Source organism: Citrobacter sp. MGH110, from assembly GCF_001037515.1.
GTDB classification, from domain to species: Bacteria; Pseudomonadota; Gammaproteobacteria; order Enterobacterales; family Enterobacteriaceae; genus Citrobacter; species Citrobacter portucalensis.
This window is the reverse complement of record NZ_KQ089832.1, coordinates 128,100-152,958: the sequence shown is the minus strand read 5'-3', so window position 1 is coordinate 152,958 and position 24,859 is coordinate 128,100. Positions and strand designations below refer to the sequence as shown.

The window sequence follows — 24,859 nt, the reverse complement described above, 5'->3', positions numbered from 1 at the left end:
AGATGAAAAGATTGAGAGGATTTGAATGACCAAAGAAATGCAAAATTTAGCTTTAGCCCCTGTTGGTAACCTGGAATCTTACATCCGGGCTGCGAACGCGTGGCCGATGTTGTCGGCTGACGAGGAGCGGGCACTGGCTGAAAAGCTGCATTACCAGGGCGATCTGGAAGCAGCTAAAACGCTGATCCTGTCTCACCTGCGCTTTGTTGTTCATGTTGCTCGTAATTATGCGGGCTATGGCCTGCCGCAGGCGGATCTGATTCAGGAAGGTAATATCGGCCTGATGAAAGCTGTGCGCCGTTTCAACCCGGAAGTGGGTGTGCGCCTGGTTTCCTTCGCCGTGCATTGGATCAAAGCTGAGATCCACGAATACGTTCTGCGTAACTGGCGTATCGTTAAAGTTGCGACCACCAAAGCACAGCGTAAGCTGTTCTTTAACCTGCGTAAAACCAAGCAGCGTCTGGGCTGGTTTAACCAGGACGAAGTTGAAATGGTTGCTCGCGAGCTGGGTGTTTCCAGCAAAGACGTGCGCGAAATGGAATCCCGTATGGCGGCACAGGACATGACGTTTGATATGTCTTCAGACGATGACTCTGACAGCCAGCCGATGGCCCCGGTGCTGTATCTGCAGGATAAATCGTCTAACTTTGCCGACGGCATTGAAGAAGATAACTGGGAAGATCAGGCCGCGAACAAACTGACCCACGCAATGGAAGGTCTGGACGAGCGTAGCCAGGACATCATTCGTGCCCGTTGGCTGGACGAAGACAACAAGTCGACGTTGCAGGAACTGGCCGATCGCTACGGCGTTTCCGCTGAACGTGTTCGTCAGCTTGAAAAGAACGCCATGAAAAAACTGCGCGCGGCGATCGAAGCGTAATCTTCGCGCATTGCCAATGAACCCTCGAATGTGAATTCGGGGGTTTTGTTTTTTGTAGGCCGGATAAGGCGTTTACGCTGCCATCCGGCAACACCTTTGCCCGATGGCGCTTTGCTTATCGGGCCTACGACCTTTCCTCCCCTCCCCAGATACGAATTTGTTATCTGGATGTAAATTTAGCTATTCCAAAATAATAAAAATCGGGTATGTTTTAGCAGAGTATGCTGCTAAAGCACGGGTGGCTATCCAATAATCGAAATAAAATGCTGAACAACAACATCACAACACACGTAATAACCACAATAATGGGGATTGTCAGGATGAATATGAAGGGTAAAGCGTTATTGGCAGGATGTATCGCCCTGTCTTTGAGCAATATGGCGTTTGCTAAGGATATTAAAGTTGCCGTCGTCGGCGCGATGTCCGGTCCGGTAGCGCAGTATGGCGATCAGGAATTTACTGGCGCAGAGCAGGCGATTGCAGATATCAACGCCAAAGGCGGCGTGAAAGGCGACAAACTGGTCATGGTGAAATATGACGATGCCTGTGACCCGAAACAAGCGGTAGCGGTAGCTAACAAAGTGGTCAACGACGGGATTAAATATGTTATCGGCCACCTGTGCTCGTCTTCCACTCAGCCTGCGTCAGATATCTATGAAGACGAAGGCATTCTGATGATCACCCCAGCGGCAACGGCGCCTGAGCTGACCGCGCGCGGTTATAACCTGGTGATGCGTACCACCGGTCTGGATTCCGATCAGGGCCCAACCGCTGCCAAATATATCGTTGAAAAAGTGAAGCCGAAGCGCATTGCGATCGTTCACGACAAACAACAGTACGGTGAAGGCCTGGCGCGTTCCGTGCAGGACAACCTCAAGAAAGCCAACGCTGACGTGGTGTTCTTCGACGGGATCACCGCTGGCGAGAAAGATTTCTCTACGCTGGTGGCGCGTCTGAAGAAAGAGAATATTGATTTCGTTTACTACGGTGGTTACCACCCGGAAATGGGGCAGATTCTGCGCCAGGCACGCGCTGCGGGTCTGAAAACCCAGTTTATGGGACCAGAAGGGGTAGCGAACGTGTCGCTGTCTAACATCGCGGGTGAGTCTGCAGAAGGCTTACTGGTAACGAAACCGAAGAACTACGATCAGGTTCCGGCGAACAAACCGATTGTGGACGCGATCAAAGCCAAGAAACAGGATCCGAGCGGCGCATTCGTATGGACCACCTACGCCGCGCTGCAATCCTTGCAGGCAGGTCTGAACCAGTCTGACGACCCGGCTGAAATTGCCAAATACCTGAAAGCAAACTCAGTGGAAACCGTAATGGGGCCGCTGTCATGGGATGCGAAGGGCGATCTGAAAGGCTTCGAATTCGGCGTGTTTGACTGGCATGCAAACGGGACGGCGACCGACGCCAAATAATTTTCCTGGCGCCTTTCGCGCTGCAGATGCGTTGGCTACGTTATTCAACCCCGGTCACTTACTTATGTAAGCTCCCGGGGACTTCATAACTTGCCGCCTTCCTGCAACGTGAAATTCTTGGAAAATTGCGAGATGGTTTTTTATTTTTTGCTCCCAGCATGTAGGCCGGATAAGCGTCAGCGCCATCCGGCTTTTTTATCTTTTTTCCCAGCCATTCTCCTGGGCTGTAAACCCTAACGCCTGCATAAACGCGGCCATCACGCTGCGGTCTTCGACGCCGACGTCGGCCATCCACCATGAACTCACGTCAGGGTTTTCCCGGATGACTTCTTCGATCAAATACTGCCCGACGCCGCGACGGCGGGTGATATCGCGTACGCGCAATGAATCTAATGCACCTTGCGTGCCGCTCAGGGTTACGCGAACTGCGCCTAACAGACGCTCGTTAAAGCGTGCGGCGTAGATCCGGTGCGTTTCATCTACGCTTAACGATGAGGCGGAATATTCCGGCCAGATTTTGCCCAGATCAATCTGGTCCTGGTCGCTAAAGTTATCTAAACGAACGATGGTCAGCTTCATTAACAGCATGTCCAAATCACAAAAGATGGAATGAGTGTACCGAAATAATTCGCCCGGATGCTTTCTCTTTTTTATGTGAATAACCAGATTAATAATTTTGTAACAACGGTAATGACAGTTTGAAACCGTAGAGATTGAAAAACAGGCAGAATAATACCCTGGAATGCAGCATTTTATTCGGCTCTTTGTGCCGTTATTTTATGCTGACAAACGTGCTTTTTTTTGTTTATCTATAGTGAAAAGCAGAATATTATCTTTTCTTAATCGACTGAAAAATAGAGATTTTAGCCTGATCTTGCTTAAAAAACTGCGCTAAACCATTAATGAGACTGGTAAAAATAGTGCAGTTCAAAAAAAGCACAGACTGCTTTTTAACCACATAAATACAAAATATTAATTACGTCACGAATGGGGATTCAGGTAATGAAACGGAATGCGAAAACAATCATCGCAGGGGTGATAGCACTGGCAATGTCACACGCGGTCATGGCGGAAGATATCAAGGTCGCTGTTGTCGGCGCGATGTCAGGCCCGGTCGCGCAGTGGGGCGATATGGAATTTAATGGCGCACGTCAGGCCATTAAAGATATCAATGCCAAAGGCGGGGTCAAAGGCGACAAACTGGTTGCTGTGGAATATGACGATGCCTGCGATCCGAAACAGGCCGTTGCGGTAGCGAACAAAATCGTCAATGACGGCATTCAGTACGTTATTGGACATCTGTGCTCATCTTCCACGCAGCCCGCATCAGATATCTATGAAGATGAAGGCATTCTGATGATTTCTCCGGGTGCCACAAACCCGGAACTGACCCAGCGCGGTTACGCTCACATTATGCGTACAGCGGGCCTGGACTCCTCTCAGGGGCCGACCGCCGCGAAATACATTCTGGAGAAGGTGAAGCCACAGCGTATCGCCATCATTCACGATAAACAGCAATACGGTGAAGGCCTGGCGCGTTCGGTGCAGGACAGCCTGAAAGCGGGTAAAGCCAACATCGTTTTCTTTGACGGTATCACCGCCGGGGAAAAAGATTTTTCTGCGCTGATCGCCCGCCTGAAAAAAGAAAATATCGACTTTGTTTATTACGGCGGCTACTACCCGGAAATGGGGCAAATGTTGCGTCAGGCGCGTTCCGTCGGGCTGAAAACCCAGTTTATGGGACCTGAGGGCGTCGGTAATGCGTCGCTGTCTAACATCGCCGGTGATGCTGCTGAAGGCATGCTGGTAACCATGCCAAAACGCTATGACCAGGATCCGGCGAATAAGGCTATCGTCGATGCGCTCAAAGCTGACAAGAAAGATCCAACCGGACCATACGTGTGGATCACTTATGCAGCCGTCCAGTCATTGGCGACAGCAATGGATCGCAGCGGTAGCAAAGAGCCGCTGGACCTGGTGAAAGATCTGAAAGCACACGGGGCTGATACCGTGATTGGGCCGCTGAAATGGGATGAAAAAGGCGATTTGAAGGGATTTGAGTTTGGTGTCTTCCAGTGGCATGCAGACGGTTCTTCGACCGTCGCGAAGTAATACCTGAAGACGAGTTATCCCACCGCCCGTGCAAAACGGGCGGGTTTAAAAAGGTTACCTTATGTCCGAGCAGTTCCTCTATTTCTTGCAGCAGATGTTTAACGGCGTCACGCTGGGAAGCACCTACGCGCTGATCGCCATCGGTTACACGATGGTGTACGGCATTATCGGCATGATCAACTTCGCCCACGGCGAGGTATATATGATCGGCAGCTATGTCTCCTTTATGATCATCGCAGCGCTAATGATGATGGGCATCGATTCCAGCTGGCTACTGGTCGCGGCGGGCTTCGTCGGCGCGATTGTCATTGCCAGCGCCTACGGCTGGAGCATTGAACGCGTGGCGTATCGGCCCGTGCGCAGCTCCAAGCGCCTGATCGCGCTGATTTCCGCTATCGGGATGTCCATCTTCCTGCAAAACTACGTCAGCCTGACGGAAGGTTCGCGCGACGTGGCGCTGCCCAGCCTGTTTAATGGCCAGTGGACTGTCGGCAGTAGCGATAACTTCTCTGCTTCCATCACCACCATGCAGTTGGTTATCTGGATCGTAACCTTCCTGGCAATGCTGGCGCTGACGCTGTTTATCCGTTACTCCCGTATGGGCCGCGCCTGCCGTGCCTGTGCAGAAGACCTGAAGATGGCCAGCCTGCTCGGCATCAATACCGATCGCGTGATTGCGCTGACCTTTGTGATTGGTGCGGCAATGGCGGCGGTTGCGGGCGTGCTGCTCGGTCAGTTCTATGGCGTAATTAACCCATACATCGGCTTTATGGCCGGGATGAAGGCCTTTACCGCGGCGGTACTGGGCGGCATCGGCAGCATTCCAGGGGCGATGATCGGCGGCCTGATTCTGGGCGTTGCGGAAGCGCTCTCCTCTGCTTATCTGAGTACTGAATACAAAGACGTTGTTTCATTCGCGCTGCTGATTCTGGTGCTGCTGGTGATGCCGACCGGTATTCTGGGTCGCCCGGAGGTAGAGAAAGTATGAAACCGATGCATTTTGCAATGGCGCTGCTCTCTGCCGCTATGTTCTTCGTCCTGGCGGGCGTCTTTATGGGCGTTCAGTTAGAGCTGGACGGTACCAAGCTGGTGGTCGATACCGCCGCGGATATCCGCTGGCAGTGGGTGTTTATCGGCACTGGCGTGGTCTTTCTTTTCCAACTGCTGCGTCCAGCCTTCCAGAAAGGCCTGAAGAGCGTCTCCGGACCGAAATTTATTCTGCCGGCGATTGACGGCTCCACCGTTAAACAGAAGCTGTTCCTGGTGGCGCTGCTGGTAATTGCCGTGGCGTGGCCGTTTATGGTGTCACGCGGTACGGTGGATATCGCCACGCTGACGATGATTTATATCATCCTCGGCCTCGGCTTAAACGTGGTGGTAGGGCTTTCGGGCCTGCTGGTGCTGGGCTACGGCGGCTTCTATGCCATCGGCGCTTACACCTTCGCGCTGCTGAACCACTATTACGGACTCGGCTTCTGGACTTGTCTGCCGCTGGCGGGACTGGTTTCCGCTGCTGCGGGCTTCCTGCTCGGCTTCCCGGTACTGCGCCTGCGCGGTGATTATCTGGCGATTGTGACCTTAGGCTTCGGCGAAATCGTCCGCATCCTGCTGCTCAACAACACCGAAGTAACCGGCGGTCCAAACGGTATTAGCCAGATCCCGAAACCGACCTTTTTCGGTCTGGAGTTCAGCCGTACCGCCCGTGAAGGCGGCTGGGATACCTTCAGCAACTTCTTTAACGTCAAGTACGATCCGTCTGACCGCGTCATTTTCCTCTATCTGGTGGCGCTGCTGCTGGTGGTCTTCTCGCTGTTTGTTATTAACCGTTTGCTGCGTATGCCGCTGGGTCGTGCGTGGGAAGCGCTGCGTGAAGATGAAATTGCCTGTCGCTCGCTGGGCTTAAACCCTACGCGCATCAAGCTGACAGCCTTTACCATCAGCGCCGCGTTTGCCGGTTTTGCCGGTACGCTGTTTGCCGCGCGCCAGGGCTTCGTCAGCCCGGAATCCTTCACCTTTGCCGAGTCGGCCTTTGTGCTGGCGATTGTGGTACTGGGCGGAATGGGCTCACAGTTTGCGGTGATCCTCGCAGCTATCCTGCTGGTGGTGTCACGCGAGCTGATGCGTGATTTCAACGAATACAGCATGTTAATGCTGGGTGGTTTAATGGTACTGATGATGATCTGGCGTCCGCAGGGCTTGTTGCCGATGACCCGTCCACAGTTGAAGCTGAAAAACGGGGAAGCAAAAGGAGAGCAGGCATGAGTCAGCCATTATTATCCGTTAACGGCCTGATGATGCGCTTCGGCGGTCTGCTGGCGGTAAACAACGTTGAACTGGAACTGCGACCGCAGGAGATTGTCTCGTTAATCGGCCCGAACGGTGCGGGGAAAACCACGGTCTTTAACTGTCTGACCGGTTTTTATAAACCGACCGGCGGGACGATTAAGCTGCGCGACCAGCACCTGGAAGGGTTGCCGGGTCAGCAAATCGCGCGTATGGGCGTGGTACGTACTTTCCAGCACGTGCGTCTGTTTCGCGAAATGACGGTGATTGAAAACCTGCTGGTGGCGCAACATCAGCAACTGAAAACCGGCGTCTTCTCCGGCCTGTTGAAAACCCCGTCGTTCCGTCGCGCGCAGAGTGAAGCGTTGGATCGCGCTGCCACCTGGCTTGCGCGTATTGGCTTGCTGGAGCATGCCAACCGTCAGGCCAGTAACCTGGCCTACGGCGACCAGCGCCGTCTGGAAATAGCCCGCTGCATGGTGACCCAGCCGGAAATCCTGATGCTCGACGAACCCGCTGCTGGACTCAACCCGAAAGAGACCAAGGAGCTGGACGAGCTGATTGCTGAACTGCGTAACCATCACAACACCACCATTTTGTTGATTGAGCACGACATGAAGCTGGTGATGGGGATTTCTGACCGTATTTACGTGGTGAACCAGGGCACGCCGCTGGCGAATGGGACGCCGGAACAGATTCGTAATAACCCGGATGTTATCCGCGCCTATTTAGGTGAAGCATAATGGGGGCGAGGATTAATATGGATAAGGCGATGTTATCGTTCGACAAAGTCAACGCCCACTACGGCAAGATACAGGCCCTGCACGACGTCAGCTTGTATATCAACCAGGGTGAAATCGTTACTCTGATTGGTGCTAACGGCGCGGGAAAAACCACGCTGCTCGGCACATTGTGTGGCGACCCGCGAGCGACCAGTGGGCGAATCGTCTTTGATGGTAAAGACATTACCGACTGGCAGACGGCGAAAATCATGCGCGAAGCGGTAGCGATTGTGCCGGAAGGGCGTCGCGTGTTTTCCCGCATGACGGTGGAAGAGAACCTGGCGATGGGCGGCTTCTTTGCCGAAAAGGACCAGTTTCAGGAACGCATCAAATGGGTGTATGACCTGTTTCCCCGTCTGCATGAGCGTCGTATTCAGCGTGCGGGAACGATGTCCGGCGGTGAACAGCAGATGCTGGCGATAGGCCGCGCGCTGATGAGCCAGCCGAGGCTGCTGCTGCTTGATGAACCGTCGCTGGGTCTGGCGCCGATTATCATCCAGCAGATTTTTAATACTATCGAACAACTGCGCGAGCAGGGGATGACCATCTTCCTCGTCGAACAGAACGCCAACCAGGCGCTGAAGCTCGCCGATCGCGGCTACGTGCTGGAAAACGGTCATGTGGTGCTGGAAGACACCGGTGATGCGTTACTGGCTAACGAAGCGGTGCGTAGCGCGTATCTGGGCGGTTAATCATTCTCTGAATAGACAAGGGGCCCGCTGTGGCCCCTTTTTATTGCTCTATGTTATTATTGAGAATAGTTATCAATAATAAAAATGAACATGGAGAAAGGATGATTCGTTCAGGTACCTGCATGATGATTGGCAGTTTGTTTTTGACGCTTTCATTAACTACCCTGGCCTCAACACCGCCAGCGTTTGACCCGCGCGATCCCGCTATCTGGGAAGAGAAACCGGACAACCCGTTAGCGCAATCCGACTCGCCCTGCGAAGTATTTACCAGCTCGGTATGCCCTGGCTGGGATGATGATAAATCGGATATCCAACGTGAACGTGAGCGGCGAGAGCAGCAGCGTTTACAGAATGAATATGAGCGACGCTGGCGTCGGGATTAATCTTCCTTGCTGGAGCAGCAGATAACGCCATCCAGGCCGGAGAAGGTATAGCGATATCCGGCTTTGTTGTGCACCACCCCGCATTTTCCTGTCACTACGCTTTCACCGCCTTGCCATCTGTTTGTCGCCTTACTATCTTTTTTTTGTAATAAAAAAGTTATTTTTCTGTCATTCGAGCATGTCATGTTACCCCCGCGAGCATAAAACGCGTGATATCGCGCATCCGGCACAACAAGAGAGATAACCGATGATATCGTTACGACATACAGCTTTAGGACTGGCACTTAGCCTGGCATTTGCAGGTCAGGCACTGGCGGTCACCACTATCCCGTTCTGGCACTCAATGGAAGGCGAACTGGGTAAAGAAGTTGATTCACTGGCGCAACGTTTTAATGCAGCCAATCCCGACTACAAAATTGTTCCGCAGTACAAAGGCAACTACGAGCAGAGCCTGAGTGCAGGAATTGCTGCTTTCCGTACCGGAAACGCGCCTGCGCTGCTGCAGGTTTATGAAGTGGGTACGGCAACCATGATGGCCTCAAAAGCCATTAAACCGGTCTATGAAGTATTCAAAGAGGCTGGCATTAACTTCGATGAGTCTCAGTTCGTACCGACCGTTTCCGGTTACTACACCGACTCTAAAAGCGGACACTTGCTCTCCCAGCCGTTTAACAGCTCCACTCCGGTGCTGTACTACAACAAAGATGCCTTCAAAAAAGCCGGTTTAGACCCGGAGCAGCCGCCGAAAACCTGGCAGGATCTGGCGGAGTACACCGCGAAGCTGAAAGCCGCAGGCATGAAGTGCGGTTACGCCAGCGGCTGGCAGGGATGGATTCAGATTGAAAACTTCAGCGCCTGGAACGGTCTGCCGGTAGCAACCAAAAACAATGGCTTTGACGGTACCGACGCGGTGCTGGAGTTCAATAAACCGGAACAGGTGAAACACATCGCTCTGCTGGAAGAGTTGAACAAAAAAGGTGATTTCAGCTACTTCGGGCGTAAGGACGAATCCACTGAGAAGTTCTACAACGGGGATTGTGCCATTACCACCGCCTCTTCCGGTTCGCTGGCCGACATCCGCCACTACGCTAAATTCAATTATGGCGTCGGGATGATGCCGTACGATGCCGACGTGAAGGGCGCGCCGCAGAATGCGATTATCGGTGGGGCCAGCCTGTGGGTGATGCAGGGTAAAGACAAAGCAACCTACGAAGGCGTGGCGCAGTTCCTCAACTTCCTGGCGAAGCCTGAAATTGCTGCTGAATGGCACCAGAAGACCGGCTATCTACCGATCACCACCGCTGCCTACGACCTGACCCGTGAACAGGGCTTCTATGAGAAGAACCCTGGGGCTGATATCGCCACCCGCCAGATGCTGAACAAGCCGCCGTTGCCGTTCACCAAAGGGCTGCGTTTGGGCAATATGCCGCAGATCCGCACTATTGTGGATGAAGAGCTGGAAAGCGTCTGGACTGGGAAGAAAACCCCGCAGCAGGCACTGGATGCCGCCGTTGAGCGTGGCAATCAGTTACTGCGCCGCTTTGAGCAATCGACCAAGTCTTAAGTGTATAAGTGCCTGATGGCGCTGTGCTTATCAGGCCTACAAGTTTGTAGTTTGTAGGCCGGATAAGGTGCTTGCACCGCCATCCGGCACCTTCCAGGAAAAGAACCTACATGTCTTCATCCCGTCCGGTATTCCGCTCGCGTTGGCTTCCCTATTTATTGGTGGCTCCGCAGCTGGTTATCACCGTTATTTTCTTTATCTGGCCCGCCGGTGAAGCGTTGTGGTACTCGCTACAATCCGTTGATCCGTTTGGTCTTTCCAGCCAGTTTGTCGGACTGGAAAACTTTGTCGCGCTGTTTCATGACCCGTACTACCTCGACTCATTCTGGACCACCATTAAGTTCAGTACGTTAGTCACGGTAAGTGGTCTGCTGGTGTCGTTATTTTTTGCGGCGCTGGTGAATTACGTGGTGCGCGGCAGCCGTTTTTACCAGACGCTGATGCTGTTGCCATACGCCGTCGCGCCTGCCGTCGCCGCCGTATTGTGGATCTTCCTGTTTAACCCAGGACGTGGGCTGATTACCCATTTTCTCGGTGAGTTTGGCTATGACTGGAACCATGCGCAAAACAGCGGTCAGGCGATGTTCCTGGTGGTGTTTGCATCGGTCTGGAAGCAGATTAGTTACAACTTCCTGTTCTTCTTTGCCGCACTGCAGTCTATCCCGCGATCGCTGATCGAAGCTGCTGCGATTGATGGCGCAGGGCCGGTTCGCCGCTTCTTTAAGCTGGCGCTGCCGTTGATAGCCCCGGTCAGCTTCTTTCTGCTGGTGGTGAATCTGGTTTATGCCTTCTTTGATACCTTCCCGGTTATCGATGCCGCCACGGCGGGTGGACCGGTACAGGCGACCACGACGTTGATTTATAAGATCTATCGCGAAGGCTTTGTCGGGCTGGATCTCTCCGCCTCGGCCGCGCAATCGGTGGTGCTGATGTTCCTGGTCATTATTTTGACGGTGGTGCAGTTCCGCTATGTGGAAAGTAAGGTGCGTTACCAATGATTGAGAACCGTCGTGGGCTGACAATATTCAGCCATGCCATGTTGATTATGGGGATCATGGTGATCCTGTTTCCGCTGTACGTCGCGTTTGTCGCGGCGACGCTGGACAACAAAGCGGTGTTTGAAACGCCGATGACGCTGGTTCCCGGCACGCAGTTGCTGGAGAACATGAAATACATCTGGGTCAACGGTGTGGGCGTCAACAGCGCGCCGTTCTGGTTGATGATGCTTAACAGCTTCATCATGGCGTTCAGTATTACGGTAGGGAAAATCACCGTCTCCATGCTCTCCGCATTCGCCATCGTCTGGTTCCGTTTTCCGCTGCGCAACCTGTTCTTCTGGATGATTTTTATCACCCTGATGCTGCCGGTTGAGGTACGAATCTTCCCCACCGTGGAGGTTATCGCCAACCTGAAAATGCTCGACAGCTATGCGGGTCTGACGCTGCCGTTGATGGCATCGGCTACTGCGACCTTCCTGTTCCGACAGTTCTTTATGACCCTGCCGGATGAGCTGGTTGAGGCCGCGCGAATTGACGGTGCGTCACCGATGCGTTTTTTCCGCGATATCGTACTACCACTGTCAAAAACCAATCTGGCGGCGCTGTTCGTTATCACCTTTATCTACGGTTGGAACCAGTATTTGTGGCCGTTGTTAATTATTACCGACGTCAATTTGGGCACTGCGGTGGCGGGTATCAAAGGCATGATCGCCACCGGTGAAGGCACCACGCAGTGGAACCAGGTAATGGCTGCCATGCTGCTGACGCTTATCCCTCCGGTAATCATCGTGTTAGCCATGCAGCGTGCCTTCGTACGCGGTCTGGTCGATAGTGAGAAATAAAAATGGCTGGTTTAAAACTACAGGCAGTAACCAAAAGCTGGGACGGCAAAACCCAGGTGATTAAACCGCTGACGCTGGACGTCGCGGACGGGGAATTTATCGTGATGGTTGGCCCATCCGGCTGCGGAAAGTCTACGCTGCTGCGGATGGTGGCTGGGCTGGAGCGGGTGAGCGGTGGCGATATCTGGATTGATAATAAACGCGTCACCGAGATGGAGCCGAAGGATCGCGGCATTGCGATGGTCTTTCAAAACTACGCGCTCTACCCGCATATGAGCGTGGAAGAAAACATGGCCTGGGGGCTGAAAATCCGCGGGATGGGCAAGGAGCACATTGCTGAACGGGTAAATGAGGCGGCGCGTATTCTCGAGCTGGGTGAGCTGCTCAAACGTCGTCCGCGCGAACTTTCTGGCGGTCAGCGCCAGCGCGTAGCGATGGGGCGAGCGATTGTGCGTGACCCAGCGGTATTCCTGTTCGATGAGCCGCTTTCTAACCTCGATGCCAAGCTGCGCGTGCAGATGCGTCTGGAGTTACAACATCTGCATCGCCGCCTGAAAACCACTTCGCTATACGTGACGCACGACCAGGTTGAAGCGATGACCCTCGCCCAACGGGTGATGGTGATGAACAAAGGCATTGCCGAGCAGATAGGTACACCGGTTGAGGTGTATGAAAAGCCTGCCAGCCGCTTTGTGGCGAGTTTTATCGGCAGCCCGGCGATGAACCTGCTGGACGGGTGCATCAGTACCTCGGGCACCCATTTTGAACTGGAGGGCGGCATGACGCTACCCATCGGCAGAAGCGCGAGAGAGTCTATTGGGCGTAAAATGACGTTGGGTATCCGCCCAGAGCATATTGCGCTAAGCTCGCAGGCCGAAGGCGGCGTGCCGTTGGTTGTTGATACACTGGAAATGCTGGGCGCAGATAACCTGGCACACGGACGCTGGGGCGAGCAAAAGCTGGTGGTGCGACTGGCGCATCAGCATCGCCCAACGGCAGGCAGCACGCTGTGGCTGCATCTGCCGGAAAATCATCTGCATCTTTTTGATGGCGAAACAGGACAACGCGTATGAGTAACTGGCCTTACCCCCATATTGTCGCCCATCGTGGCGGCGGTAAGCTGGCCCCGGAAAACACCCTGGCGGCGATCGACGTGGGGGCGCGATACGGGCATACCATGATCGAGTTTGACGCTAAATTGTCGAAAGACGGTGAGATCTTCTTACTGCATGATGACAACCTGGAGCGAACCAGCAACGGCTGGGGCGTGGCAGGCGAGCTGAACTGGCAGGATTTATTGCGCGTGGACGCCGGCGGCTGGTTTAGCGGTGAGTTTAAAGGTGAACCGCTGCCGCTGCTCTCGCAAGTGGCCGAGCGCTGCCGTCAGCACGGTATGATGGCGAATATTGAAATTAAACCCACAACCGGTACCGGAACGTTAACCGGCAAAGTCGTGGCGCTGGCCGCGCGGGAACTGTGGGCGGGAATGACGCCGCCACTATTGTCATCCTTTGAAATTGATGCACTTGAAGCGGCGCAGCAGGCGGTACCTGAACTGCCGAGAGGCTTGCTGCTTGATGAATGGCGCGAGGACTGGCGCGAGCTGACCACGCGGCTTGGCTGCGTCTCTATTCATCTTAATCACAAACTGCTGGATGAAGCGCGTGTGGATGCGCTGCGTGATGCGGGGCTACGTATTCTGGTATATACCGTCAACCGACCCCAGCGCGCGGCGGAACTGCTGCGCTGGGGCGTGGACTGCATCTGTACCGATGCCATTGATACGATTGGTCCGGATTTCCAACCTTTTTAAGGCCCAATCGTTTTTAACGGAACGTTAGGCTGCGGCGTGCTGGAGGGCTTCAGCATGTCGCCGTTCTTTTTCTCTGACAGCATATGTTGCTTATTCAGAGAGCTGTCCGGGTTACGGGTTCCACTCAACATCCCACCGTTGCTGTTGGGCAGCATTTGCTGCTGGCTGGGATTCAACTCGCCTGGCTGAGACTGAAGGACCCGCTGGGAGTTGGTGTTAATTTGGTTTTCCAGATGCTGTTGCTGCATACGCGTCTGCGTTTGCAACTGTTGGTTGAGCATCCCTTTCTGCTGAATTTGCTGCGTTTGCATTTGGGTTTGCATACGCTGCTGACTCGGGATCTGATAACCGGGTTGGTTCGGGTTATTCATGGTGTTGATGGGCTGTGCAAAGCCTGCAAACGGCAACAGCATGGCTAAAAGTAAGAGTCGTTTCATCGCTTTTCTCCTCTCGGGGATCTCTTAAGTTTACTCCTTTCTCGCCGTTACGATGATTATTTCAGAGTTATGCACCAGGCTTAGTGGGGGCAGACCCCCATACATCTGGAGAATAACGATGATAAAACCGACGTTTTTACGCCGGGTAGCCATTGCTGCTCTGCTCTCAGGAAGTTGTTTTAGCGTTGCTGCCGCGCCGGCTGCGCCACCGCCGGTATCTTACGGAGTCGAGGAAGATGTGTTCCATCCCGTACGTGCTAAGCATGGGATGGTGGCCTCTGTGGATGCTTTAGCTACCCAGGTTGGTGTGGACATTCTTAAACAGGGTGGGAATGCCGTCGATGCCGCCGTGGCCGTTGGCTATGCGCTGGCGGTGACGCATCCCCAGGCGGGCAATCTGGGCGGCGGTGGTTTTATGCTACTGCGTACCAAAGACGGTAACACCACCGCGATCGATTTTCGTGAAATGGCGCCTGCTGGCGCGACCCGTGACATGTTCCTCGATGAGCAGGGCAACGCCGATGCGAAAAAGTCGCTGACGTCGCATCTGGCATCCGGTACGCCGGGTACCGTGGCGGGTTTCTCGCTGGCGCTGGAGAAATACGGCACGATGCCGCTGAACAAAGTGGTGCGCCCGGCGATGAAGCTGGCGGAAGAGGGCTTTGTGGTTAATGACGCGCTGGCCGACGATCTGAAAACCTATGGCAGCGAAGTGCTCCCTAATCACGAGAACAGCAAAGCCATTTTCTGGAAGGACGGCGAGCCGCTGAAAAAGGGCGACAAGCTGGTGCAAAAGAATCTGGCGAAAAGCCTGGAAATGATTGCCGAGAATGGCCCGGATGCGTTTTATAAAGGGGCGATTGCCGATCAGATAGCCGGGGAAATGCAGAAGAACGGCGGGCTGATGACCAAAGAGGATTTAGCCAGCTATAAAGCCGTGGAGCGCACGCCGATCGGCGGTGACTATCGCGGGTATCAGGTCTTCTCCATGCCGCCGCCGTCCTCTGGCGGTATTCACATCGTGCAGATCCTCAATATTCTCGAAAACTTCGATATGAAGAAGTACGGATTTGGCAGCGCCGATGCTATGCAGGTTATGGCTGAAGCGGAGAAATATGCTTACGCCGACCGTTCAGAATATCTGGGCGACCCGGATTTTGTGAAAGTGCCGTGGCAAGCGCTGACCAACAAAGCCTATGCTAAAACGCTTGCCGATCAGATTGATATCAACAAGGCTAAGCCTTCCAGCCAGATCAAACCGGGCAAACTCGCCCCGTATGAAAGCAACCAGACTACGCACTTCTCGGTAGTGGATAAAGACGGCAATGCCGTGGCGGTAACGTATACCCTGAATACCACCTTCGGGACCGGCATCGTGGCGGGTAACACCGGTATTCTGCTGAATAATGAAATGGACGACTTCTCCGCTAAGCCGGGCGTGCCGAACGTTTATGGACTGGTGGGCGGTGATGCCAACGCGGTTGGACCGAAGAAGCGTCCGCTGTCGTCGATGTCGCCGACTATCGTGGTAAAAGACGGGAAAACCTGGCTGGTTACCGGCAGCCCAGGTGGAAGCCGAATCATCACTACCGTACTGCAAATGGTGGTCAACAGCATTGATTTTGGGATGAACGTCGCCGAAGCGACCAACGCACCGCGCTTCCATCATCAATGGTTGCCGGATGAACTGCGCATCGAGAAGGGCTTCAGCCCGGATACAATCAAGCTGCTGGAGCAAAAAGGACAGAAAGTAGCGCTGAAAGAGGCGATGGGCAGCACGCAGAGCATTATGGTTGGACCGGATGGCGCACTGTATGGCGCGTCCGACCCGCGTTCCGTGGATGATTTAACGGCGGGATACTAAGCATAACAGCCCTCTTCGGTGGGAGAGGGCTTGACACATATTTTTTACTATAGTGAATGGTCTTGGTGATACCGGTCAATTTCGATTAGCAACTTATGGCCTTGGGCGGATACGCGATAATAATCCATTCCTGAGGGGGTTCTTGCTACTATATCGACTAAACCCGCTTTGGATAGGTTATTTATGAGCCTAACTACGTTACCAACTCCATCCATTCTCCTACTGGTCATTGCGCGATCAAGATTATACCAGGTCCAATTTACGTCATCTCTGGAAGCTAATAATTTCAATATGTTAAGTTCAGTATCGTTTACCATGATGGTGCATCCGGGTGATAAAGGTCATTACCAGTTATTCTATAATCTTCGAGTGTTGATGTATGCGTGTTATTCCATAGATCATAAGCCTCTTGGTTATCGCTTGGCCTGCCAGTTTCCCAACCTAAATTGCAATAACGTTGATACTCTCGACATTCATGAGTGTAGTAGTTTAAATCCACTTGTTCTGGTAACAATTCACCGTTCGCTATCTTTTTTAAACGGCTTACCATAAATTCATTACCAGGATCTGGATCGAAGCGAGATATGTGTTTTTCTACAATTGCAATTCCTTCATGGGTAATATTTACGCCTTCAGTTGTAAGATGTTCAACAGGGCCTCCCGCTTTATCTGGATCAAATGGCCTTGATGTATAAGTTCCTTTCGCTCCAAACTGCTCCAGTTCTTCTAATTCAGGAAATTTCATCCTTCCCATAGTTAAGCCTGCAGCTACTGAAGCACCAAGAATCAGCAATCCTTTGTTATCCATAACCTGCTCATAACCCGCAGGAGCATCGCCACCCAGCTTTTTCGCCGTTTCCCTGAAACCGTCGATATTGCCGTTGTAGATCCCTCCGGCAGCAAGCAATCTGCCAACCCCTTTGCTGTTTAACGTTTTGAGGCCGTTGTCTGCGGGGGTTTTTGGTCGGGGGATAAACAGGCGGTTGTAGTTTTCGGGCAACGCCAGGTAGCTGAACTCAGTGTTGGCAATAAGATGTTTGCAGAGGATATATTCATAGTTGATGGTTATTGTTTCTGTGTCTAAATTATTCTCGATGAATTGGTGTTGAATGGCTGATAGAAATGCTCCCCGCAGTTGAATATAATAATATTTTTCCCATCTACCGAACCTATTGATGCGGTAGAAATAAAATTCCATATACAACTGCTCGTTGTTGTTAATAGCATTTACAAACAATGGGGTGCTTTTATCTATCAGTTTGCAAAATTGCAGTCCGTGAAAATGTGAACCTCTACCAGTACTGGTTATACTATTAGACAGCGAAAAAGTAAAAATTTCGTCTTCGTGCCCTATTTGCCAGCGGTTACCCACGGATGCAATGGTTCCGCATCCGTCAGAAATAGCACCCTGCTGCTGCCCTGAAACCATCAGATAGACGATATCACTCATGACATCCATATCCTTTTATTACTTACTGTCATAAAAACGATAAATTGATTTTTGTTTTTATTACGCTTTCTGATGGCGTTCGTATATAGCAGAAATAAAACGTTTCACTTTAAATGAATTTTCTTGAGGGGAATCTGAATATAAATAGCTAAGGGCGTAATTTTTATTTATTTTATAATGGAGGATTATTGATGGAGTTTTCATTGATGTTTATTAACCCATATCAACAGCCTACAGCGTTCTGAACGATGTAGGCCTGACCGGTAGGTTATGGCGCATATCGCTGCAGTGATTCGGACCAGCGGAATATTTGGCTGCTTTTATCCTGTAGGCTAACGCGCTCTAAGTCATAAAATCCGTGCGTCTTTGCCGAGCGCATTTTGAGAATGTACTTACTTTCGCTGATGTCGTGCTGCCTTGTGCCGTCTTTATTCCAGTCTCCAGCAATGTCCGAATAGTAATAAACAAGGTCAGAAAACACGTTGATTATCTTGCTGTCTTTGATGGTGTAGAGTTCCAGCACTTCATAAAATGCGCCGCCGCCGGAATACGCATCAGAGTATCCACCCCGCACCCCGAATGCCAGGGTATCGGGTGCTATCCGGTACGGTGCCAGATCCAGCTTTGTATAATAAGCCAGCGGTCTGACGGACTCATCATCGCTCTCTTTTTCAGCGGCTTTATTCCACTCTGAGAGCTGGTTTAACGGTTTTTCCGAGCGTGCAATCGGCGTTAGCTGTGGATTCTGCCAGGAAAAAACGCCGAGATATAATTTATTAGCGCGCCCGTTGCTGTAGTTTTCCGGGCAGGTGTTATCCGCGTATTTTTTTGCTTGCTCGGCGTCAGCCTTATTATCGGCAAAACAAGCAATGCCAATATATTTACCGTCTTTTCCCCAAGATTTAGCACCGGTCAGGATCAGGTTGTCAGGATCTTCATTCGGTGCAACCCAGGCAATCCACTGCTTTTCAGATAAGCCCTGAGGAAGCTCACCAAATCCTTTCGCAGGGGTTGCTCCTGCCATTTGCTCAGCAAAAATCTGTTTACCTTCAGGATGTTGGATGGCACTGGCTACGGAATCGAGATTTTGTACGGTAGTGGCAAAAGCAGGGGAGAGCGAGGCCAGCAAAACCAGGGGAAGAAACTTTTTCACTATTGCGTCCTTTCAATAAGCAGGGCGATAAGGCTCGCCCTTAAATTTATTTCACGCGCGCCATAAAGTAGGCATCAACGTACTCACCGTTGCGCAGGCCGTATTTCTTACCGGTGCCTTCGATTTCAAAGCCGTACTTCTTATAGACTGCTACAGCAGGCTCATTATCAACAAATACCGTCAGCTCAATGCGCTCGACGCGCAGCCAGTTGTCGCACATGTCGATCATCGTACGAATCAGCGCGCTGGCAACGCCACGATTGTGCCACCTGCCATCCACGCAGATACCAAAATCGGCCACGTGGCTGCGGCGCGGGCGCTGCGCGACCTCAATACAGAGATGCCCCACGACGATATCGTCAATGCAGGCAACCAGCTGTTTGACACCGGCTTGCTCGGTTAGCCGCGCTTGCCACATTTCGAGAGAAGGATGAGGAACCTGTAGCGTGTTGTGGTACACCTCCGGCTGGGCGTGGATCTGACGAATTGCGTCGTAATCTTTCGGTTCAGCGTGGCGTATCACTATCTCACTCATTCCTTATCTCCTGCAGGGTTAATTGTGCATTTACACTCGCTGAGAAAGAAAAATCCGTCAACTGCATTTTTTTGCAAAAAGAAGTAGACAAGTGCGAATGAGAATGATTATTATTGCTCTGCGTTCAGGGGAACCCCTACGGAGAACCTGAAAGCACGACATTGCTCACATTGCTTCCAGTATTACTTTAGCCAGCTTTTGCTGGCTTTTTTTTTGGCTGGGTTTCGGGCTAGTTTGCTTGCCAGCTTAATCCCGGGCTGTGCTCGCAATCCTCACGTACTCTGTGTACGCTCCGGTTGCTGCGCGCAGGCCGTGAATAATCTGCCTACGCCACTTACGCCCGATCTTTTGGCTGTATAATGCGGTAGGCCGGATAAGGCAACGCCGCATCCGGCACGATGACAGGATGGATTCAGTCTCCAGCCGCTTTGCGCTATGGTGTAGACAATCACTTTCAAAAGGATCGTCTCATGACCTTACACTGCGCATTTATTGGTTTTGGTAAAAGCACCACTCGCTACCATTTGCCGTACGTCCTCAATCGCAAAAATAGCTGGCACGTTGCGCACATTTTCCGCCGCAACGCCAGGCCGGAAGAGCAGGCACCGCAGTATTCGCATATTCACTTCACCAGCGACCTCGACGAGATCTTAAACGATCCGCAGGTGAAACTGGTGATCGTCTGTACCCATGCTGACAGCCATTTTGAATATGCTAAACGCGCGCTGGAAGCGGGTAAAAATGTGCTGGTTGAGAAACCCTTCACGCCGACGCTTGCGCAAGCAAAAGAGCTGTTCGAACTGGCGCGAAGCAAAGGACTGACCGTTACGCCGTATCAGAATCGCCGTTTTGACTCCTGCTTCCTCACCGCGAAAAAAGCCATTGAGAGCGGCAAGCTCGGCAAGATTGTTGAGGTTGAAAGCCATTTCGATTACTACCGTCCTGAAGCAGAAACCAAGCCGGGACTGCCGCAGGACGGCGCGTTTTATGGTCTGGGCGTACACACCATGGATCAGATTATCTCGCTGTTCGGACGTCCCGATCATGTGGCCTATGACATCCGCAGCCTGCGCAACAAAGCGAACCCGGACGATACCTTTGAAGCGCAGCTGTTTTACGGCGACCTGAAAGCCATTGTTAAAACCAGTCATCTGGTGAAAATCGACTATCCGAAGTTTATCGTCCATGGCACCAAAGGCTCGTTTGTGAAGTACGGCATCGACCAGCAGGAAACCAGCCTGAAGGCCAATATCATGCCGGGTGAGCCAGATTTCGCTGCTGATGATTCCATTGGGATGCTAGAGTACGTCAACGATGACGTCATCACGGTAAAAGAAGAGGTAAAGCCGGAAGTGGGGGATTACGGTCGCGTGTATGACGCGCTGTACCAGACGCTGACCACCGGTACGCCTAATTACGTCAAGGAATCTGAAGTTCTTACCAACCTGGAGATCCTCGAACGCGCCTTTGAACAGGCAACGCCTGCCACGATAACCCTCGCCAAATAGCCTGCACAGACTCCTCTGGGCTTGTTCATATTTTTTGAACAGAGGAGTCAATTTTCACCCTCTATGATCCCAGACGGATTGAGTCCACACTTACTCCATCGAAAACATCTGGGGGTGAACACAATGATCTACTTACGCAAAGCTAACGACCGTGGCCACGCTAATCATGGCTGGCTTGATTCATGGCATACCTTCTCTTTTGCCAACTACTATGACCCGAACTTTATGGGCTTCTCGGCACTGCGCGTGATTAACGATGACGTGATCGATGCAGGTCAGGGATTTGGTACTCACCCCCATAAAGACATGGAAATCCTGACCTACGTGCTGGAAGGCGCGGTGGAGCATCAGGACAGCATGGGCAACAAAGAGCAGGTTCCGGCCGGTGAGTTTCAGATTATGAGCGCCGGGACGGGGATCCGTCACTCGGAGTACAACCCGAGCAATACTGAGAAGCTGCATCTGTATCAGATCTGGATCATGCCGCAGGAGAACGGTATTACACCGCGCTATGAACAGCGTCGTTTCGATGCCGCTCAGGGTAAACAACTGGTGCTGTCGCCGGATGCCCGTGATGGTTCACTGAAAGTGTACCAGGATATGGAGCTGTACCGTTGGGCACTGGTCAAAGATGAGCAGTCGGTGCATCAGATTGCCGCCGAGCGCCGCGTCTGGATCCAGGTGGTAAAAGGCAACGTGACGATTAACGGCACCAAAGCGACCACCAGCGACGGTCTGGCAATCTGGGATGAACAGGCAATTTCTATTCATGCCGACAGCGACAGTGAAGTGTTGCTGTTTGACCTGCCGCCAGTATAAAAATACACGTCATCCTTCAAGCCGCATCTGTGTTGGCTTTCCTCGCTCACCCCGGTCGCGTACTTAATGTACGCTCCCGGGGATTCACTGCGTCGCCGCCTTGATGCAACTCGAATGATTTTGTGTATTTATCACAATAAAAACTCCTTTTTTTCTCTGCAAAGGTTCACGCACGTCCGTGGTAAACTGGGAGAATCTATCCCTTTTTAACGCTTCAGGACGATGAAAAAGAAAAGACCCGTACTTCAGGATGTAGCCGACCGCGTGGGCGTGACCAAAATGACGGTCAGTCGCTTTTTGCGTAACCCGGAGCAGGTCTCCGTGGCGCTGCGGGGCAAAATTGCCGCTGCACTTGATGAGCTGGGTTATATTCCCAATCGCGCTCCTGATATCCTTTCTAACGCCACCAGCCGCGCTATCGGCGTGCTGTTACCGTCTCTCACTAACCAGGTTTTTGCTGAAGTGCTACGCGGCATTGAGGCTGTCACCGACGCCCATGGTTATCAAACGATGCTCGCGCACTATGGCTATAAGCCTGAGATGGAACAAGAGCGCCTGGAATCGATGCTGTCGTGGAATATCGATGGCCTGATCCTCACCGAACGTAGCCATACGCCCCGTACGCTGAAAATGATTGAAGTTGCCGGTATCCCGGTGGTTGAGCTGATGGATAGCCAGTCTCCGTGTCTGGATATCGCCGTCGGTTTCGACAACTTCGAAGCCGCGCGTCAGATGACTGCCGCTATTATCGCCCGCGGGCACCGTCATGTAGCCTATCTTGGCGCTCGTCTTGATGAACGTACTATCATCAAACAGAGAGGCTACGAGCAGGCAATGCGCGATGCCAACCTGGTGCCGTACAGCGTGATGGTGGAACAGTCTTCTTCCTACTCCTCCGGTATTGAACTCATCCGTCAGGCGCGGCGTGAATACCCGCAGCTCGACGGCGTTTTCTGTACCAACGATGACCTGGCGGTAGGGGCGGCCTTCGAATGCCAGCGTTTAGGGCTGAAAATCCCGGATGATATGGCGATTGCCGGATTCCACGGTCACGACATCGGGCAGGTGATGGAGCCGCGTCTGGCGAGTGTACTCACGCCGCGTGAACGGATGGGCAGCATTGGCGCAGAACGCCTGCTGGCGCGCATTCGTGGTGAAGCAGTCACGCCTAAAATGTTAGATTTAGGTTTCACCTTGTCACCGGGCGGATCTATTTAAGCCAACAAGTTTGAAGTAGCTCACACTTATACACTTCGAGCACGAATGGATATTGCTTCTCTATTTATCCGGCTGGACAATGTTACCGATAACAGTTACCCGTAACAATTTCCTGATTCTTGTACCAGTGGGGGCAACGCTTTGAGCACGACTAATCATGATCACCACGTTTACGTTCTGATGGGCGTATCGGGCAGCGGTAAATCTGCTGTCGCCAGCGAAGTGGCGCATCAACTGCAGGCCGCGTTTCTTGATGGCGATTTTCTCCATCCGCGCAGCAACATCATGAAAATGGCTTCCGGTGAGCCACTCAACGATGACGACCGTAAACCGTGGCTACAGGCGCTGAATGACGCCGCTTTTGCGATGCAGCGTACCAACAAGGTTTCGCTGATCGTCTGTTCTGCCTTGAAAAAAGTCTACCGCGACCAGTTGCGCGACGGTAACCCGAACCTCTCTTTCATTTATCTGAAAGGGGATTTTGACGTTATCGAAAACCGTCTGAAGGCGCGTAAAGGCCACTTCTTCAAAACGCAGATGCTGGTTACCCAGTTTGAAGCGCTGGAAGAACCGGGTGCGAATGAAAACGATGTACTGGTGGTCGATATCGATCAACCACTGGACGGTGTGGTCGCCAGCACCATTGAGGTTATTAACCAAGGCAGTAAGTAGTGAGCACATTAACGCTTGTTTTAACAGCAGTAGGGTCCGTTTTATTACTGCTGTTTTTAGTGATGAAGGCGCGTATGCACGCCTTCGTTGCTTTGATGGTGGTATCCATTGGTGCAGGTCTCTTTTCCGGTATGCCGCTCGATAAAATCGCGGCGACCATGGAAAAAGGGATGGGAGGCACGCTCGGTTTCCTGGCGATTGTGGTGGCGCTGGGGGCGATGTTCGGCAAGATTTTGCATGAGACCGGCGCGGTCGATCAGATTGCCGTCAAAATGCTGAAATCCTTCGGTCATAGCCGCGCACATTACGCGATTGGCCTGGCCGGTCTGATTTGCGCGCTGCCGCTGTTCTTTGAGGTGGCGATTGTGCTGCTGATTAGCGTAGCGTTCTCAATGGCGCGCCATACCGGTACTAACCTGGTTAAGTTGGTCATTCCGCTGTTTGCGGGCGTGGCGGCTGCTGCCGCGTTCCTGCTGCCGGGGCCTGCGCCGATGCTGCTGGCCTCTCAGATGCACGCCGACTTTGGCTGGATGATCCTGATTGGCCTGTGCGCCGCGATCCCGGGCATGATTATCGCCGGGCCGCTGTGGGGTAATTTCATCAGCCGTTACGTTGAGCTGCACGTACCGGAAGACATTACCGAGCCGCATCTGGGCGAAGGCAAAATGCCCTCCTTTGGCTTCAGCTTATCGCTGATCCTGCTGCCGCTGGTGCTGGTTGGTCTGAAAACCATCGCCGCACGCTTTGTTCCGGTCGGTTCTTCAACCTACGAATGGTTCGAGTTTATCGGTCATCCGTTTACCGCGATTCTGGTCGCCTGTCTGGTGGCGATTTACGGTCTGGCGGTGCGCCAGGGCATGCCAAAAGACCGCGTGATGGAAATCTGCGGCCATGCGCTGCAGCCAGCGGGGATTATTCTGCTGGTGATTGGTGCGGGCGGCGTGTTCAAACAGGTACTGGTAGATTCCGGCGTTGGCCCTGCACTGGGCGAAGCGTTAACCGGTATGGGCTTGCCGATCGCTATCACCTGCTTCGTGCTGGCGGCGGCGGTGCGTATCATTCAGGGGTCCGCGACAGTGGCCTGCTTAACGGCGGTCGGTCTGGTGATGCCGGTGATTGAGCAACTGAACTACTCCGGTGCTCAGATGGCGGCGCTGTCTATCTGTATCGCGGGCGGCTCTATCGTGGTCAGCCATGTTAACGACGCTGGTTTCTGGTTGTTCGGTAAATTTACCGGCGCGACTGAAGCGCAAACGCTGAAGACCTGGACGATGATGGAAACCATCCTCGGTACGGTTGGCGCGATTGTCGGTATGATTGCTTTCCAGCTGTTGAGCTGATGGCATTGCCCGGTGGCGCTTGCGCTTACCGGGCCTGGAATTGAGCACATATCCACACCGTAGGCCGGGTAAGCGCAAGCCGCCACCCGG

At 52.8% G+C, this 24,859-nt stretch carries 24 protein-coding genes and 1 pseudogene; 19 read left to right on the top strand and 6 right to left on the bottom strand.

Going from position 1 to position 24,859, the window contains the following annotated elements; translation table 11 throughout:
- Window positions 1-25 precede the first annotated feature (25 nt).
- Both rpoH and livJ read left to right on the top strand, forming a co-directional pair.
- Window positions 26-880 carry an RNA polymerase sigma factor RpoH gene (gene rpoH / locus SK38_RS20710; protein WP_048236957.1) on the top strand — a complete coding sequence of 285 codons (855 nt, stop codon included), beginning with the start codon at window positions 26-28 and terminating at the stop codon, window positions 878-880.
- A gap of 320 nt (window positions 881-1,200) precedes the next feature.
- Window positions 1,201-2,304, top strand: coding sequence for a branched chain amino acid ABC transporter substrate-binding protein LivJ (livJ, locus tag SK38_RS20705; protein WP_139153507.1), 1,104 nt, complete (start codon window positions 1,201-1,203; stop codon window positions 2,302-2,304).
- 83 nt (window positions 2,305-2,387) lie between these two features.
- Here livJ and SK38_RS25435 read toward each other — a convergent pair.
- Window positions 2,388-2,515: pseudogene (locus SK38_RS25435) on the bottom strand (hypothetical protein).
- Window positions 2,500-2,883, bottom strand: coding sequence for an aspartate 1-decarboxylase autocleavage activator PanM (gene panM / locus SK38_RS20700; protein WP_003827573.1), 384 nt, complete (start codon window positions 2,881-2,883; stop codon window positions 2,500-2,502). Before panM ends, SK38_RS25435 begins: the two are co-directional and overlap by 16 nt.
- 423 nt (window positions 2,884-3,306) lie before the next feature.
- On the opposite strand from panM, the gene livK reads away from it, so the two are divergent.
- The 11 genes from livK to ugpQ all read left to right on the top strand — a co-directional run bounded on the left by livK (window position 3,307) and on the right by ugpQ (window position 13,773).
- Entirely contained in the window at window positions 3,307-4,416 is a 1,110-nt protein-coding gene (livK, locus tag SK38_RS20695; RefSeq protein WP_003023433.1) for a high-affinity branched-chain amino acid ABC transporter substrate-binding protein LivK, read from the top strand.
- 61 nt (window positions 4,417-4,477) lie between these two features.
- Window positions 4,478-5,404, top strand: coding sequence for a high-affinity branched-chain amino acid ABC transporter permease LivH (gene livH, locus SK38_RS20690; protein WP_003827575.1), 927 nt, complete (start codon window positions 4,478-4,480; stop codon window positions 5,402-5,404).
- On the top strand, window positions 5,401-6,678 hold the full coding sequence (gene livM, locus SK38_RS20685; protein ID WP_048215381.1) for a branched chain amino acid ABC transporter permease LivM: 1,278 nt from the start codon (window positions 5,401-5,403) through the stop codon (window positions 6,676-6,678). The genes livH and livM overlap by 4 nt, the downstream gene beginning before the upstream one ends.
- Complete coding sequence (livG, locus tag SK38_RS20680) at window positions 6,675-7,442, top strand: high-affinity branched-chain amino acid ABC transporter ATP-binding protein LivG (protein WP_003827578.1); 768 nt, start codon at window positions 6,675-6,677, stop codon at window positions 7,440-7,442. The genes livM and livG overlap by 4 nt, the downstream gene beginning before the upstream one ends.
- 17 nt (window positions 7,443-7,459) lie before the next feature.
- Complete coding sequence (gene livF / locus SK38_RS20675) at window positions 7,460-8,173, top strand: high-affinity branched-chain amino acid ABC transporter ATP-binding protein LivF (protein WP_003827581.1); 714 nt, start codon at window positions 7,460-7,462, stop codon at window positions 8,171-8,173.
- A gap of 101 nt (window positions 8,174-8,274) precedes the next feature.
- Window positions 8,275-8,556, top strand: coding sequence for a hypothetical protein (locus SK38_RS20670; protein WP_048215382.1), 282 nt, complete (start codon window positions 8,275-8,277; stop codon window positions 8,554-8,556).
- A gap of 247 nt (window positions 8,557-8,803) precedes the next feature.
- Window positions 8,804-10,120: a sn-glycerol-3-phosphate ABC transporter substrate-binding protein UgpB gene (ugpB, locus tag SK38_RS20665; protein WP_003827583.1), complete on the top strand. Its 1,317-nt coding sequence runs from the start codon at window positions 8,804-8,806 to the stop codon at window positions 10,118-10,120.
- A gap of 110 nt (window positions 10,121-10,230) precedes the next feature.
- On the top strand, window positions 10,231-11,118 hold the full coding sequence (gene ugpA, locus SK38_RS20660) for a sn-glycerol-3-phosphate ABC transporter permease UgpA (RefSeq protein ID WP_048215384.1): 888 nt from the start codon (window positions 10,231-10,233) through the stop codon (window positions 11,116-11,118).
- Window positions 11,115-11,960, top strand: coding sequence for a sn-glycerol-3-phosphate ABC transporter permease UgpE (gene ugpE, locus SK38_RS20655; RefSeq protein WP_003023450.1), 846 nt, complete (start codon window positions 11,115-11,117; stop codon window positions 11,958-11,960). Before ugpA ends, ugpE begins: the two co-directional genes overlap by 4 nt.
- A 2-nt stretch (window positions 11,961-11,962) precedes the next feature.
- Window positions 11,963-13,033, top strand: a complete 1,071-nt coding sequence (locus SK38_RS20650; RefSeq protein ID WP_008786359.1) for a sn-glycerol-3-phosphate import ATP-binding protein UgpC — start codon at window positions 11,963-11,965, stop codon at window positions 13,031-13,033.
- Complete coding sequence (gene ugpQ / locus SK38_RS20645) at window positions 13,030-13,773, top strand: glycerophosphodiester phosphodiesterase (RefSeq protein ID WP_003827589.1); 744 nt, start codon at window positions 13,030-13,032, stop codon at window positions 13,771-13,773. The genes SK38_RS20650 and ugpQ overlap by 4 nt, the downstream gene beginning before the upstream one ends.
- Here the strand turns inward: ugpQ and SK38_RS20640 are convergent.
- Window positions 13,770-14,210: a DUF2756 family protein gene (locus SK38_RS20640; RefSeq protein ID WP_048215386.1), complete on the bottom strand. Its 441-nt coding sequence runs from the start codon at window positions 14,208-14,210 to the stop codon at window positions 13,770-13,772. The two genes, ugpQ and SK38_RS20640, sit on opposite strands and share 4 nt — an antisense overlap.
- 118 nt (window positions 14,211-14,328) lie before the next feature.
- Between SK38_RS20640 and ggt the strand changes: the two genes are divergently transcribed.
- Window positions 14,329-16,074, top strand: coding sequence for a gamma-glutamyltransferase (ggt, locus tag SK38_RS20635; protein ID WP_032945242.1), 1,746 nt, complete (start codon window positions 14,329-14,331; stop codon window positions 16,072-16,074).
- 310 nt (window positions 16,075-16,384) lie between these two features.
- Here ggt and tssD read toward each other — a convergent pair whose 3' ends face one another.
- From tssD to yhhY, 3 genes are all read right to left on the bottom strand, one after another.
- Window positions 16,385-17,524: a type VI secretion system tube protein TssD gene (gene tssD / locus SK38_RS20625; RefSeq protein WP_048236955.1), complete on the bottom strand. Its 1,140-nt coding sequence runs from the start codon at window positions 17,522-17,524 to the stop codon at window positions 16,385-16,387.
- 268 nt (window positions 17,525-17,792) lie between these two features.
- Window positions 17,793-18,677, bottom strand: coding sequence for a hypothetical protein (locus SK38_RS20620; RefSeq protein WP_048236954.1), 885 nt, complete (start codon window positions 18,675-18,677; stop codon window positions 17,793-17,795).
- Window positions 18,678-18,723: 46 nt separating this feature from the next.
- The gene (gene yhhY, locus SK38_RS20615; protein WP_008786353.1) at window positions 18,724-19,212 is read right to left on the bottom strand and encodes an N-acetyltransferase; all 489 of its coding nucleotides are present in this window, start codon (window positions 19,210-19,212) and stop codon (window positions 18,724-18,726) included.
- Between the two features lie 470 nt (window positions 19,213-19,682).
- Here yhhY and SK38_RS20610 point away from each other — a divergent pair, with 470 nt between their 5' ends.
- The 5 genes from SK38_RS20610 (at window position 19,683) to gntU (ending at window position 24,769) form a co-directional block, all read left to right on the top strand.
- Window positions 19,683-20,720: an oxidoreductase gene (locus SK38_RS20610; protein WP_048236953.1), complete on the top strand. Its 1,038-nt coding sequence runs from the start codon at window positions 19,683-19,685 to the stop codon at window positions 20,718-20,720.
- A gap of 123 nt (window positions 20,721-20,843) precedes the next feature.
- Window positions 20,844-21,539: a quercetin 2,3-dioxygenase gene (gene yhhW / locus SK38_RS20605; protein WP_003023472.1), complete on the top strand. Its 696-nt coding sequence runs from the start codon at window positions 20,844-20,846 to the stop codon at window positions 21,537-21,539.
- 222 nt (window positions 21,540-21,761) lie between these two features.
- Window positions 21,762-22,757, top strand: a complete 996-nt coding sequence (gntR, locus tag SK38_RS20600; protein WP_008786351.1) for a gluconate operon transcriptional repressor GntR — start codon at window positions 21,762-21,764, stop codon at window positions 22,755-22,757.
- 141 nt (window positions 22,758-22,898) lie between these two features.
- Window positions 22,899-23,429, top strand: a complete 531-nt coding sequence (gene gntK / locus SK38_RS20595) for a gluconokinase (RefSeq protein ID WP_048236952.1) — start codon at window positions 22,899-22,901, stop codon at window positions 23,427-23,429.
- A complete protein-coding gene (gntU, locus tag SK38_RS20590; protein WP_003827609.1) occupies window positions 23,429-24,769 on the top strand; it encodes a gluconate transporter in 1,341 nt (446 codons plus the stop codon). Before gntK ends, gntU begins: the two co-directional genes overlap by 1 nt.
- Window positions 24,770-24,859 lie beyond the last annotated feature (90 nt).